The following is a 14,401-nucleotide window of genomic DNA, read 5'->3' on the forward strand; positions in this document are numbered from 1 at the left end:
AAAGAGAAATAGGAGGTGAAGGACTATCGAAGTGGTCGATAGTCAAAAGGAATGCTCAGTAAGCAAAAAACACAGGAAGTTTTGGCAATTATGTATGATATGTTTCCAAATGCCAAATGTGAACTAAACTATCAAACCCCTTTTCAATTGTTGATTGCTGTAATCTTGAGCGCACAAACGACTGATGTTGCAGTGAATAAGGTAACACCTGAACTCTTTAAACATTATCCAACTGCGCAAGCATTAGCTAAAGCTGAGTTGGATGATATAATTTTGCATATAAAATCGATTGGGTAGAAGCCCTTTATATCAAGTAATTGGTATAAACGCTACGTTAATTGCTTTGAAGCCCTAAAGCCTAGCCACCGAAACAGTAGTTGGAAACGACAAGCTGCCTGGTGCGAAAGCAGAAAAAATCGCTAGGATGATATATGGTCAATAACCTAAGTATTTTAGATAATGGGTCTTTAGCAGGGAATGCCCTAAGTACAAAGATTGTATAAGGGAAACCTTCAACGACTATTCTCTCGAGGAGAAGTAAAGCCACAAGCCAAGGGTGGAAGAAAAATGTAGCGCCAATTTACCTAAAATGGGAGAATTGGCTGAAGAAATAGTCTCAACTAATATGAAAATATTAGAGGTCTGCTAGAGTCATTTATTGATTCAGTAAGACTGCAGCAAAGTTGCGATTTGCTGTGAAGATCATGTTATATCGAAATAAAGCAAAAAATATCAAAGCTTGTGCGCAGATGTTATTAGCTAAGTATCAAGGTGAAGTACCTAGAGACAAAGCATTATTAGTTGAATTACCCGGAGTAGGTCGTAAGACAGCGAATGTGGTTGCGGGAGAAGCTTTTGGCATACCAGCTATCGCCGTTGATACCCATGTTGAACGGGTTACTAAACGGTTAAATATTGTCCCAGCAGATGCTTCAGTGACTAAGGTTGAAGAAATCTTGATGAAAAAAATCGAGGCTAGTAAATGGGTCCAATCGCATCATACCTTGATTTTCTTTGGACGCTATCACTGTACTGCGCGTAGTCCAAAGTGTGACCAATGTCCGGTGTTGACTTATTGTAAAGAGGGCAAAGCACGCCTTAATCTACATTAATAAAAAAAGATACCCTGCATTCAAGATGGATGCAAGGGTATCTTTTTTATTTAGTTTTGAGGAGGGGTCCCCCCGTTATTATTTGTTTGATTGTTGGTATTCCCGTTACCATTTCCATTATTACCGGTATTTTGTTGATTGCCGCCGTTTTGATTGTTCGGCGGAGTGACAACTGGCGTTTCTTCACTTGATTCAGTAGTCTGTTCCTCAGTAACGGTTGCCTCTGAGGAGCTGCTACTACTGCTGCTTTCGGCAACACTACTGCTAGATGATGACTCGCTTGTAACTGAATAGCTATTTTTTTTGGCATTAGAATAACTTTTTGAATTGCTTAGATATAATTCTCTACCATAGCGAACTAGGCCACTAGGCATTTTCCAATCAGTATTTTCATCATTTTGTGTTAAGTAAGTCATCAATTCACGATAAACATCAGTAGCAACATGGGTTGAATCATCTGTTATTGGTGTTTTACGATCATTATAACCAGTCCAAACAGCTAACGAATAAGTTGGGGTATAACCTACAAAAGAGATATCTGGATAAGCCCCATTCGAATCATCGATATTTGCTAATTCTTCAGTAGTATAGTTAGAGGTTCCCGTTTTGCCAGCTTGGTATAGGCCTTCTATTGCTGCATTTGTCCCTGTTCCATAAGTAATTACATCTTTGAGGATATCTGTAATCATATAGGCAGTGGTTGCTTCCATTGCTTTGGTTCCTTCTGCGTCAAAGGTTTGTTCTGAACCATCTTGATAAGCAATTTTGTTGACATACTGTGGTTCATAATAAGTTCCGCCATTAGCAAAGGCAGCATAGGCTGCGGCCATTTTCAAGCTTGATACGCCATATTTCGTGCCATCCTGTGTGCCACTATTACTTGAAATAGCGTTGAACTGTTGTAATTCCGGGTATTCGATATTTAAACCACTCAGGAATTTCTTCACATTTTTAACGCCAACATCTGCAAATAATTTCGCAGCTGGGACGTTTCGTGATAGATATAAGGCTTTGCGCAAGGTCATATAACCATAATACTGATTATCCCAGTTCTTTAATTGGATATTTGTACCCGCGTAAGTATAAGGAGCATCATCAATCATTTTACCGGTTGAATATTTAAGATACTCAAATGCTGGCGCATAATCGGTAATTGGTTTTACCGTTGAACCAAAGTCACGAGCGGTACTCACGGCCAAATTGTAACCTAAAATCGTACCTGCTGGAATATTACGTCCACCAATTTGGGCTAGGACTTTCCCGGTATTGACATCCATCAAGGTAGCTGCTACCTGCATATTGCTATCTGGATAGTTGACATATTGGTCCGAATTCACAATATCATATAATTTTTTCTGTGCATCCATATTCAGATTGGTATAGACTTTCAAGCCATCGGTATAAATATTTTTGCCAGTTTTTTCTTTAACTTCTTCAATTACTTGTTTAATGTAGTTGTCATAATATTTCCAATCTTGATTTTGATTAGCAGGAGTAGCCAGTAGACCGTCATTGATTGGTGTATTAACGGCTTGATCATATTCAGCTTTGGAAATCTTTTTATTTTGCATCATTGTTAACAAGACAATATCTCGGCGTTTTTTGGCTTGATCAGGATGTGCATATGGATCATAAAGTGTCGGTGCATTAGGCAGACCAGCAAGTAGCGCCGTTTGTGGTAAATTTAATTCATTTAATGGCTTACCATAAAATGCTTTGGCTGCCGTTTGCATGCCATAAACCCCATTTGACATGTAGACTTTGTTGATATAATAGGTCAAAATTTCTTGCTTAGATTTCTCGCGCTCTAATTTGACAGCTAACCAGGCTTCTTGTGCTTTTCGTTTAAGCGTTTGGTCAGAAGCTTTTGTTGAAAAATAGGATAATTTAATCAATTGTTGCGTTAGGGTACTACCACCCTGCAAGCCACCCGAACGGACATTTGCCACTACTGAACCAACAATTCGGATTGGATCAATACCAATGTGACGATAGAATCGTTTGTCTTCAACGGAAACAATTGCATCTTCTAATAATTTAGGAATTTCTGTGGAGGATATTTTTTCACGGTTTTCAGAACCGATGTCAGTAATAACCTCACCGTTTGCAGCATAAATTTTAGAAGAAACGGTTGCATCTAGTGAAAGCTCATTTAATTCAGGCGCATCCTTAGCATAGAAAATAAATAAACCTAAGCCACATAAAAAGGCAAGAATCCCCACACCAAAAACGATTCCGAAAAGCTTACCAAAAAAATGTCCACTTTTTTTCTTTTTAGGAATAGTTTTTTTACGATGCGTAGACTGTTGATGCCGTCCTTTTCTCGAAGGTTGATTATTAGCCATGAGTTGTATCTCCTTTATTTGTAATAAATTGATCCACCGCAATAAGATAAGGGACTCTTGGGGCAATGCCTAACTGAATCTCAATTGCTAATTGTTCAAGTTCATCAAGACGAATCGATTTTTTCTCTGGATTTTCCCAAAAATCAATCAAAGAAGCACTGTCTAAATAAAAACAACGCTTTAATGAACTAAAATAAAGCAAAACAAAACAAAGTCCATTTTGTTTTAAACAATTTTTCATGTGGTCAATCTGATGTTGATGGAAATTTTTTAATGGAAAAGAAGTTTTATTTTGGGTAACTTTTGCTTCAAAATCCAAATAATATCCACGATAAACCCCGTTATAGTCTGTAGTTGAAGCTTCTTTGAAATAGGCTTCTTTAATCACGGCTGCGCTCCGTCTTGGGTAGTCCACTTGTACAATTTGAACGGGTGTAGGTTTTTTGTGGATTACCGCAATATCGTGATTGAGATAGTAACGGTTGCTCTCGTTGATTGCTTCTTCAAACTTCATTCCACGATTCGCAAAGGTATTCGCCTTTTGAAGTTGGGTAGATGCATTTACTTGAGATTTATGATAGACTTTTCCATTAGGATAATGAAAAATCATTTTGATCACACTCCTAGTTACCATTATATCAAAAAATAAAATAGAAAGAAAAGTCTAGATGGAAAATCAAAAAATAATTACTATCACTGGATATCGTAGTTTTGAATTAGGAATTTTTCAAGCAAAAGATCCAAAATTATCACTGCTTTATAAATTTATTAAACAATCTTTAATAGAATTGCTAGAAAATGGTTTGGAATGGGTGGTTATTGGCGGCAATTTAGGAATTGAGTTATGGGCTGCCGAGATGGTTTTAGAACTGAAGCAATCAGGTTATACGATAAATTTAGCTGTCATTTTACCCTTTAAAGAATTTGGTAGCCAGTGGAATGAAAGCAATCAAAGTTTGCTGACTAGTGTTTTATCTAAGGCCGATTATGTGAATTATGTTAGTCAAAAGCCATATGAGCATCCGAGTCAATTCGCTAATCACACTCAATTTTTGGCTCAGTATACAGACTTGTTATGGGCAATCTATGATGAAGACTATCCGGGTAAAGCACAATTTATAATTAAAGAATTTACTAAAATCAGAGGAAGAAAACAGGTATATTTAGTGGGAATGGAAGAATTACAGGAGTTTAGCTATCAAAATTTGATGGATTGAAGTAACTTTTTAGTTACAAGTTTTTGGTTTTCGTTAAAATTTTATGAAAAAGGATGGAAAATTCCATGATTCTATTTGCTTTTCTTATTTTTTTTATATAAAATGAAAAGTGAAGTGTGGATATTTTTATTGAGGTGAAAATCATGGCAACATATAATTATAAAGCAATTGATATTTTTAACAAAGAATTTAAAGTGAAAATGCGTGGATTCGATCCGGATGAAGTGGATGAATTTTTAGATAATATCATGAAGGATTACGAAACTTTTAATAAAGAAATCCTTGCCTTACAAGAAGAAAATGATCGTTTAAACGCAAAGATTAATCAACTGAATAAGAGTCAGGCAGTGATGTCACGTATTCAACCAGAAACACAAAAGAGTCAAACGGTCACAAACTTTGATATTTTAAAACGTCTTTCTAATTTAGAAAAAGAGGTTTTCGGTAAAAAATTAGATCAAGAGGTTTCAGTTGATAGTGTAGCGAATTTAAATCGTTTAAGTCAAAATTATACCCAAGCAAATAAAGAAGACGATTTAGACAAAACACGTTTATTCTAACCGAAATGAAAATGAATTTGTGGTTTTCGGATAATCGCGGAATACATTAGGTGTTCTGAGGAAAGTCCATGCTCGCACAAGCTGCGATGCTTGTAGTGTTCGTGCTTAGCGAAACAATAAGCTAAGGTATAGTTTAGGCTATAACGGCAGAAAAAATAGCTAAGGAGCAATCTATGCTAGAGTATTCTTGAAAGTGCCACAGTGACGAAGCAGTTGAAGAAATTTAATTGGTGGAACGCGGTAAACCCCTCGAGCGAGCAACCCAAACAATGGTAGGGGCGCCTTTTGAACGGAAATGAACGGGTCAAAGGGGCAATATAATTGCAGATAGATGATTATCCAAATCCTTTTATTACCCTGGAAAGGATTGGACAAAACATGGCTTATAGAAAATCACAATAATCAGGGAAGGTGGCTGATCAACAATTCGTTCAGCCTTTTTTTCGTTTAGCAATAAATAGCTGATTGATTGGAATGAAAAATAGCTAAGTCAGCTACGAATAAAAAAATGGATAAATAAAGGATTATTTAATTGTTTAGTACTCAGTTAAAGTGAATCATATTATATGGATAAGGAAGTGAAAAGTGTGAATCAAAATCAAACGTTTAATTTACTTGCTACCGCTGCTAGTGGCTTAGAAGCGTTGGTAGGTAAGGAATTACGTGAAATGGGGATTGAATGTCAGGTCGAAAATGGTCGTGCGCGTTTTAAAGGGACGCTGGAAACAATCGCTAAGACAAATTTATGGCTAAGAACAGCTGATCGGGTGAAGATTGTCGTGGGCGAATTCAAGGCGACAACCTTTGAAGAATTATTCCAACAGGTAAAAGCTTTACCTTGGGAAGATTATTTGCCGCTAGATGCTGCCTTTCCAGTTGCAGGTAAATCCATCAAATCTAAGTTGTTTAGTGTCTCTGATTGTCAAGCAATTACTAAAAAAGCCATTGTCAATCGCTTGCGTGAATATTATCATCGTCCCAGTCATGTCCCATTGGCTGAAACAGGGGCTTTATTTCAGTTAGAAGTAGCCTTGTTAAAAGATCAGGTAATGATTACTTTAGATACGACGGGGCCGAGCTTATTTAAAAGAGGTTACCGTGTTGATAAAGGGGGAGCACCTTTAAAGGAAAATATGGCTGCGGCTTTAGTTATGTTAACGAATTGGCGTAAAGATCGGCCGTTTATTGATCCTGTTTGTGGTTCAGGTACACTATGTATCGAAGCTGCGTTAATCGGTCATAATATTGCACCTGGTTTTAATCGTTCTTTTGCTTGCGAAAATTGGGATTGGTTCAGCTCAGAAATTTTTGAAAAAGTTAGAGCTGAAGCTGAAGCGGCTGCTGATTATGATATTGAACTAGACATTCAAGGGATGGATATCAACGGCAAAATGATTGAGATTGCTAAGGCGAATGCCGAAGAAGTCGGACTTTCTCATTCAATTACCTTTAAGCAACAAGCCGTGAAAGATTTTAAAACGGATAAAGAATATGGCGTGATTGTAGCGAATCCACCATATGGTGAGCGTTTGGGCGAACAGGATTCAGTTCGTCAATTATATCATGAAATGGGTCAGGTTTTTCACCCATTGGATACATGGAGTAAGTATATTTTAACCAGTGATTTGGCCTTTGAAGAATTTTATGGCCAAAAAGCAACGAAAAAAAGAAAATTATATAATGGGGCTTTGCGTACGGATTTATTCCAATATTGGGGGAAACGACCACCACGCAATCAAGAAGCAACAAAAGAGGTGAGAAAATGACATTTGAACAATTTCAATTGGCACCGTATTTACTTGCAGCAATCGCTGATAAAAACTTTAAAGAACCAACCTTAGTGCAAGAACGCTTAATTCCGGTTATCCAAAATGGGCGCAGTGTTGTTGGTCAATCGCAAACAGGTACGGGTAAAACCCATACTTTTTTACTACCTATTTTTAATCGTTTAGATTTGGCTAAAGAAGAAGTACAAGCAGTCATTACAGCGCCAAGTCGAGAGCTAGCTACTCAGATTTATCAAGCGGCGAAACAATTAGCTGAATTTGCTGAAGATGAGATTTCTATTATGAACTTTGTTGGAGGTACGGATAAACAACGTCAAATTGAACGATTAAAGACAAAGCAACCTCACATTGTCATTGGTACACCAGGTAGAATTCTTGATTTAATTCAGTCGCAGGATTTATTAGTGTATACTGCTGATACGATGGTAGTGGATGAGGCGGATATGACTTTAGATTTAGGCTTTTTAGCCGATGTCGATCGAATTGCCTCACGTCTACCGGAAAAACTACAAATGCTCGTTTTCTCGGCAACCATACCGGAGAAATTACGACCATTTTTAAGAAAATATATGGATAATCCACTGATTGAAGAGATTCAACCCAAAACGGTTATTTCTGAAACCATCGATAATTGGTTAATTTCAACAAAAGGCAAAAATGTCAATCAATTAGTTTACCAGTTATTGACAATCGGTCATCCATACTTAGCGATTGTTTTTGCTAATACTAAGCAAAAAGTTGACGAGATTACCCAGTTTTTACGTGATAAGGATTTGCATGTTGCTAAAATTCATGGGGATGTCATGCCAAGAGAACGTAAACGAATCATGAAGCAAATCCAAAACTTGGAATATCAATATGTAGTTGCTACAGATTTAGCAGCACGTGGGATTGATATTGAAGGGGTTTCGCACGTGATTAACGTAGAGATTCCTGATGATTTGGAATTCTTTATTCATCGAGTAGGGCGTACAGGTCGAAATAAATTAGCCGGCACTGCAATTACCCTTTATGAGCCAAGTGATGAACAAAAAATCGCTGCTATTGAACAATTGGGTATTCAGTTTGTACCAAAAGAAATCAAAAATGACGAAATTATCGATTCTTATGACCGCAATCGTCGTCAAAAACGTGAAAAGAAGGCAGATGAATTAGATACAACACTTATCGGTTTAGTCAAAAAGAAAAAGAAAAAAATTAAGCCTGGTTATAAGAAAAAAATTCAATGGGAAATCGAAAAAACCAATAAACAAAAACGGAAAATGGAGCGTCGTCAAAAGACTCGTTCGGCTAGAAAACACAAGAAAAACTCAAGCATTTAATGTCAGAATGACTTATCAATGGGCCCAATTTCCGATTGATAAGTCATTTTTTATCAGGTTGTGTAGCGATTTGTATAGAATCGCAAAAATTTGAGTGTTTTTCGCTGTGTGAACATGGAAGGAAAGTATTTTTCAAACATCAAGTCAAATTTTCCAAGTAGGCTACTTACCAAACAGTTAAGTATAGCGACTTTTTGTTTGTGAAAAATTTCTTTTTTTAGAAAAATATTTTCAGAATTTTCCTAAAACATGCTATACTATAAAAGAAAAATATTGTTGGTAGGAGGGATAGGTTTGAATACTTTAGAAGCACTAGAATGGTCCAATTGGAAAAATTACTCTTCAAAAACAAAACGTGATTTATTTAGTCAGGTTTTATTATACTTTGTTAGTCCTTTAAGACGGGTAAGTAACATTACTTTAAGTCAATTTGAATTAGCTGGTGTAAAGTGTGAAACTTTTGAGGTAAATTTAGATGATGAGCCATTTGTTTTTTTACCCGGGAAAAAAGGCGCTATATTAGGTTGGGATTCTGGCACACAGCCTCTACCTGCATTTTATTGGGATAAGAAGAATTTGCTAATGAACCAAAGAGTCGAGGATTATATCAAGAATTATGGACTTGAGACTACTGAAGAGTGGGATACCTTTGTGAATGAATCTACTTCCAGTTTGCGTCAGGTAGATATACCACCAATGCTTGTTCAAAAGTATCCTATACCAACTGGTTGTAAATATATCGGTCGGCTGCATGCAGTGACTGGTGAGTTTGTTGGCTCAGTTGAGGCTTATGCAATTATCGAAAAGGATATTTTAAGCTATCTGCAGGCGCCACAAACCTTTGAGGCCTCTTTGAATTTTGAATTTCCTGGTGAGATTTTTCAAGAAAATCAATTCTATGCCGTATTAAATCCTGAAGAAGAAACTTACACAGTCTATACACATCAGGTTTGTACGCAAGAGGAACTGAAAAAAGAATTACAAAGTCAAGTTTATGAATTGCTTGATGAGGACCAATGGGAATATGCGGTTGGTGCAACCACTAGACGTCTTTTTAGATGGGGAAATGAATTAGTTGAAGATCATAGTTTTTGGCAAAATCAGACACATCGCTTGGTTAGTAAACCGAATATGTTCGGCTTATCTTTTGCTGGAAATAATCTGCGCTATGAGATTACGAGCGGCAATCAATTAAAGCAAGATAAATGGACGAACTGTCATGTACCGTTATTGGATTATTTACCATTGTCGAGTTATTATCGAGCAAGAAAGATATTGGCGAAACAAGAAGTGCTATCACCAAAAGATTATTTATATAGAAAAGCGATTATTATTGATCAATTAACATAAAATTTTACTGCACTAGAATTGACAAGCGCAGTTGAATTTTCTATACTATTTAGGTAAAGGATTATAGTTTATCTCCGCTTCATCACAGAAATTTCTACATTGCTGAGAGTAGAAAATGAATGGGATAATCTGCTCCCTTTAGATAATTGATAGAAATATCAACGTCTTCCTAGCGTTAATAGGATGAAAGAGGTAATGATCAGACATCATTGCAAGCAAGGTGGTACCGCGGTTTCGTCCTTGCATGCAGTGGTGTCTTTTTATGTAAATTTTAGAAAGTAGGTTGAATAATGAAACAATTAACTAGTGCACAAGTGCGACAAATGTTTTTAGACTTTTTCAAATCTAAAGGTCATTCGGTTGAGCCAAGTGCTTCATTAGTTCCAGTTAACGATCCAACATTATTATGGATTAACTCAGGGGTAGCTACCTTGAAAAAATATTTTGATGGCTCTATCGTACCTGAAAATCCACGCATTACCAATGCTCAAAAGTCAATTCGTACCAATGATATTGAAAACGTAGGGAAGACTGCTCGTCACCATACAATGTTTGAGATGTTAGGTAATTTTTCAATTGGTGATTACTTCAAACCTGAAGCGATTCATTGGGCTTGGGAATTTTTAACTTCACCAGAATGGATGGCGTTTGATCCAGAAAAATTATATGTTACGGTCTATCCAAAAGATACGGAAGCTAAACGTATTTGGCATGAGGAAGTAGGTTTACCATTAGATCATATTGTAGAAATTGAAGATAACTTCTGGGATATTGGTGCCGGTCCAAGTGGTCCAGATACTGAAATTTTCTATGATCGTGGGCAAGAATTTAATAATGTGGCCGAAGATGATCCAGAAAATTACCCTGGTGGCGAAAATGAACGCTATTTAGAAATTTGGAATCTAGTTTTCTCTGAGTTTAATCATAAACCAGATGATACTTATGAACCATTACCACATAAAAACATTGATACAGGGATGGGCTTAGAACGGATGGTTTCAATTGTGCAAAATGCACCAACCAATTTTGAAACGGATCTTTTCATGCCAATCATTGAAGAAGTAGCAAACATTAGTGGGCAAGTAAACTACCGTGAAAGTGCCTTAACCGATATTTCCTTTAAAGTGATTGCCGATCATATTCGTGCGTTATCCTTTGCGATTGGGGATGGTGCTTTACCATCTAATGAAGGCCGTGGTTACGTTTTACGTCGTCTATTACGTCGAGCAGTGATGCATGGCCAAAAATTAGGCATCAAACAAGCCTTTTTATATCGTTTAGTACCGGTTGTTGGTCATATTATGGAAAGCTATTATCCAGAAGTTTTAGCTAAACAAGCCTTCATTGAAAAAGTTATTCGTACGGAAGAAGAGCGATTCCATGAAACCATTAACGAAGGTTTAGCTATTTTAAATCAAGTAATGGGCGAATTAAAAGCAGAGGGTCAAGATACTTTACCAGGTACGGATATTTTCCGCCTATATGATACTTATGGCTTCCCAGTAGAATTAACCGAAGAAATCGCAATGGATGAAGGCTTTAAGATTGATCATCAAGGCTTTGAAACACAAATGCAAGAACAAAGAGAGCGTGCACGTGCAGCACGTAGTAAAGAATTATCCATGGGTGTGCAATCTTCACTACTAACGGATATTAAAGTAGAAAGTAAATATGTTGGTTATGAAACTTTAACAAGTGATGCGCAATTATTAGTCATCATTAAAGATGAGGAGCTTGTTGATGGCACAGATGAAGGGCAAGTTCAATTAATTTTTGATCAAACACCATTTTATGCTGAAATGGGTGGACAAGTTGCTGATACTGGTGAAATTATTGATGCGCATGGACAAGTTGTTGCTGAAGTACTTGATGTGAAAAAAGCACCAAATGGTCAATTCTTACACACTGTGAACCTACGTCAATCCATCTCTGTAGGCATGCAATATCATTTGGCTGTCGATGTTTTAAGACATCAACGTATTATCAAAAACCATACGGCTACGCACCTTCTACACAAAGCCTTAAAAGAAGTGCTAGGCAGCCACGCAAACCAAGCAGGTTCATTAGTTACTCCAGATCATTTACGTTTTGACTTTACGCATTTTGGTCAAGTAACGCCAGAAGAATTAGCTCAAATGGAACGCATCGTTAATGAAAAGATTTGGGAAGCATTACCAGTGGTTACAGTTGAAACGGATATTGATTCAGCCAAAGCGATGGGGGCAATGGCTTTATTCGGTGAAAAATATGGTCAATTTGTGCGCGTGGTCAATGTTGCTGACTGGTCAATTGAATTATGTGGGGGAAATCATGTTGAAAATACTGAAAATATCGGTATCTTCAAGATTGTTTCTGAATCAGGGATTGGTGCAGGTGTCCGTCGTATCGAAGCCGTTACAAGTAAGGCAGCTTATGAATTACTAGATGCACAAGAACAATTACTAAAAGAAGTCGCTCATTTAGTGAAAGCACCACAAGTCAAAAATGCAGTGACCAAAGTAGAACAATTACAACAACAATTACGTGAATTACAAAAAGAAAATGAATCTTTAGCTAGCAAATTAGCGAATCAACAAGCCGCAGATATCTTTACCGAGGTCAAAGAAAGCAATGGTTATAGTTATATCGCTAGCCAGGTTCAAGTCAAAGATATGAATCAATTGCGTCAATTAGCGGACCAATGGAAACAAAAAGCAACTTCAGATGTGTTAGTTTTAGCTACTGCTAATGATGGAAAGGTTTCATTGCTAGCAGCAATTAGTGAAGCTGGACTTGCTAAAGGCTTAAAAGCAGGTGATTTAATCAAAGCCATCGCACCTAAAGTAGGCGGTGGCGGTGGTGGCCGTGCAGATATGGCCCAAGCCGGTGGTAAAAACCCTGAAGGTATTCAAGACGCTTTAACAGCTGTCGCTGAATATTTAGCTAACGCGTAAAATAAGCATTTTTACTCCAAAGTAAAAAGGGGCTGACTCAAAAGTCAGGTTCTTTGTCAACTAGTGTTGTTGGCAATTAAGTCGATGGGAGAGGAAGTTATTTTTTCGATGACTTTCTCTCCTGTTTTTATTTTCTTTTTCAATCGATGCTTTTTGTCAAACAGGCAGCTAAGCGTGCAAGGGTGACCGAGACGAAGATCGGTCACTTGCAAAGCCCTTGCACAAGCGAAAGCTCGCCTGTTACAATAGCAGTCTGATTGAGAAAGAGATTTAGGCGGATTTCTCCCCACAATTTCTTTTAGTTGGTTGTTTTGTATGCCAATTTTCTTCGTATAAAAAGATTCTTCTTCGCATATTACTAAAGTTTCTAAATCCAAAAGCCACTCGCTGAAAGACCTTGATTAAATTGTTTTTCCCTTCTAATTTTCCGTTGGAGTAAGGGGATTGTATCGCATTTTTTATAGCGTGTGTATGTTTGATTAAATATTTCAGCGATTTTTTAAAGGCTATATCTAAGTCTTCAGGTAGCGTGTGAAGAATATGGAAGAATTCGTCTAGCTGCTTTTGATGAAAACAAGCAAGTAGCTCTTGATAAATCTGGTAACACTGTCTGAATGCATCATCAAAACTAAGTAACGTATCCACCACCTCAGTCTGTGTCACATATCTTCGATCGAATAAGGGATATTGTACATATTTCTCAAAGTTTAAGTGATCTTCAGGCATTAAAAGCAACTTCCAATAGCGTTTGAATTTATTGTAAGCACGTTGATTTTTATAGCGCAATGCTTTCATCACTTGAATTCTTTTTTTATTCAACGCTCGAGTGAGTTGTTGGATAATATGGAAACGATCAATGACAATTGATGCATTGGGCAATACTTCTTTAATGACATAAGGATAAGCGGCATTCATATCCATGACCACATATTTGACACGATTTCGACTTTCCAAACTAAAACGTAGAAAAAAGTCTTTAATTACGAAATTTCTGCGATCGTCTAAAATATCAATGATTTTCCCGGATTGTCCATCACTTAAAATAAAGCACATTTTCCCGTTACAATCGCTCGTTCCTTTGAATTCATCAATGAGCAGGCATTCTGGTAGTTGCATATGGTAAGGATTTAGCTCATAAGAGTAAGACTTTAAGATTCGTTCAACTGATTTAGGCGAGACAAAATAGCGCTTGGCGATATCCGTCATTGCACATTTTTGCTTCAAATCATGTAGGATAGCGAATTTCAATGCATTTGAAAGATAGCAACGTTCATCAACGATGTTTGTCGTAGCGGAAAACGTTTGTCCGCACGCTTTACAACGATAACGTTGCTTGTATAAACGCAGGTAGGTCGGCACATTTTGATAAGGAATCATTTGAATCAAACTAGCTTTAGGCGTATGCTTAATAACCGTACCTGACTTTCCACAAGAAGAACAACAATGGGGATTTTCAGGGTAGGAAAGCAAACCAGAAAAGACTTTAGAAAACACGCCATGGACCTTCTCGTCAGAAAATGCGTAAGCATAAGCAGGAAAAGTAATATGTTTATCCTTAATATTTAGGATATTTTTGATAAGATTCGTTGTACTTGCACAAGTTTTTTTGATATTATGTAAGAAAGACATCATGTTTCACTCCTTAATGGTTTTGGTCGACTTAATTATAGAGGAAACAGATGTCTTTTTCTATTGTTTCAAACAAAAAAAGATATTCAGCGTTATCCTCAATTTGAGTAACAACACTAAATATCATAGAACCAAAGTCAGCCCCT

At 37.0% G+C, this 14,401-nt stretch carries 9 protein-coding genes, 1 other RNA gene and 2 pseudogenes; 9 read left to right on the top strand and 3 right to left on the bottom strand.

What is annotated here, in order from left to right; all coding sequences use genetic code 11:
* Positions 1–51: 51 nt before the first annotated feature.
* A pseudogene (locus tag RK02_RS02420) lies at positions 52–294 on the top strand (endonuclease III domain-containing protein); the annotation flags it as partial.
* Between the two features lie 407 nt (positions 295–701).
* A pseudogene (locus RK02_RS02425) lies at positions 702–1,112 on the top strand (endonuclease III domain-containing protein); the annotation flags it as partial.
* Positions 1,113–1,162: 50 nt separating this feature from the next.
* On the opposite strand, the gene RK02_RS02430 reads toward RK02_RS02425, so the two are convergent.
* Both RK02_RS02430 and recU read right to left on the bottom strand, forming a co-directional pair.
* Complete coding sequence (locus RK02_RS02430; RefSeq protein WP_016182652.1) at positions 1,163–3,457, bottom strand: PBP1A family penicillin-binding protein; 2,295 nt, start codon at positions 3,455–3,457, stop codon at positions 1,163–1,165.
* Positions 3,450–4,067: a Holliday junction resolvase RecU gene (recU, locus tag RK02_RS02435; protein ID WP_016182653.1), complete on the bottom strand. Its 618-nt coding sequence runs from the start codon at positions 4,065–4,067 to the stop codon at positions 3,450–3,452. The genes RK02_RS02430 and recU overlap by 8 nt, the downstream gene beginning before the upstream one ends.
* A gap of 58 nt (positions 4,068–4,125) precedes the next feature.
* Between recU and RK02_RS02440 the strand changes: the two genes are divergently transcribed.
* The 7 genes from RK02_RS02440 to alaS all read left to right on the top strand — a co-directional run bounded on the left by RK02_RS02440 (position 4,126) and on the right by alaS (position 12,626).
* Positions 4,126–4,674, top strand: a complete 549-nt coding sequence (locus RK02_RS02440) for an SLOG family protein (protein ID WP_016182654.1) — start codon at positions 4,126–4,128, stop codon at positions 4,672–4,674.
* A gap of 143 nt (positions 4,675–4,817) precedes the next feature.
* Positions 4,818–5,234, top strand: coding sequence for a cell division regulator GpsB (gene gpsB, locus RK02_RS02445; RefSeq protein WP_016182655.1), 417 nt, complete (start codon positions 4,818–4,820; stop codon positions 5,232–5,234).
* A gap of 22 nt (positions 5,235–5,256) precedes the next feature.
* Positions 5,257–5,625: RNase P RNA component class B (gene rnpB / locus RK02_RS12030), an RNA gene on the top strand.
* 175 nt (positions 5,626–5,800) lie between these two features.
* Positions 5,801–7,000, top strand: coding sequence for a THUMP domain-containing class I SAM-dependent RNA methyltransferase (locus tag RK02_RS02450; protein WP_425387158.1), 1,200 nt, complete (start codon positions 5,801–5,803; stop codon positions 6,998–7,000).
* Positions 6,997–8,343, top strand: a complete 1,347-nt coding sequence (locus RK02_RS02455) for a DEAD/DEAH box helicase (RefSeq protein ID WP_016182657.1) — start codon at positions 6,997–6,999, stop codon at positions 8,341–8,343. The genes RK02_RS02450 and RK02_RS02455 overlap by 4 nt, the downstream gene beginning before the upstream one ends.
* A gap of 294 nt (positions 8,344–8,637) precedes the next feature.
* Positions 8,638–9,693 (top strand): DUF7278 family profilin-like fold-containing protein, encoded by a 1,056-nt coding sequence (locus tag RK02_RS02460; RefSeq protein WP_016182658.1) that lies wholly within the window; start codon positions 8,638–8,640, stop codon positions 9,691–9,693.
* 290 nt (positions 9,694–9,983) lie between these two features.
* A complete protein-coding gene (gene alaS, locus RK02_RS02465) occupies positions 9,984–12,626 on the top strand; it encodes an alanine--tRNA ligase (RefSeq protein ID WP_016182659.1) in 2,643 nt (880 codons plus the stop codon).
* A gap of 270 nt (positions 12,627–12,896) precedes the next feature.
* On the opposite strand, the gene RK02_RS02470 is transcribed toward alaS, so the two are convergent.
* Entirely contained in the window at positions 12,897–14,255 is a 1,359-nt protein-coding gene (locus RK02_RS02470; protein ID WP_016182232.1) for an ISL3 family transposase, read from the bottom strand.
* Positions 14,256–14,401 lie beyond the last annotated feature (146 nt).

The organism is Enterococcus columbae DSM 7374 = ATCC 51263, assembly GCF_000406925.1.
Lineage (GTDB): Bacteria > Bacillota > Bacilli > Lactobacillales > Enterococcaceae > Enterococcus_E > Enterococcus_E columbae.

Coding starts and splice junctions, on each gene's coding strand:
- RK02_RS02430 (WP_016182652.1), bottom strand. CDS start 3,457: ATGGCTAATAATCAACCTTCGAGAAAAGGACGGCATCAACAGTCTACG.
- recU (WP_016182653.1), bottom strand. CDS start 4,067: ATGATTTTTCATTATCCTAATGGAAAAGTCTATCATAAATCTCAAGTA.
- RK02_RS02440 (WP_016182654.1), top strand. CDS start 4,126: ATGGAAAATCAAAAAATAATTACTATCACTGGATATCGTAGTTTTGAA.
- gpsB (WP_016182655.1), top strand. CDS start 4,818: ATGGCAACATATAATTATAAAGCAATTGATATTTTTAACAAAGAATTT.
- RK02_RS02450 (WP_425387158.1), top strand. CDS start 5,801: ATGGATAAGGAAGTGAAAAGTGTGAATCAAAATCAAACGTTTAATTTA.
- RK02_RS02455 (WP_016182657.1), top strand. CDS start 6,997: ATGACATTTGAACAATTTCAATTGGCACCGTATTTACTTGCAGCAATC.
- alaS (WP_016182659.1), top strand. CDS start 9,984: ATGAAACAATTAACTAGTGCACAAGTGCGACAAATGTTTTTAGACTTT.
- RK02_RS02470 (WP_016182232.1), bottom strand. CDS start 14,255: ATGTCTTTCTTACATAATATCAAAAAAACTTGTGCAAGTACAACGAAT.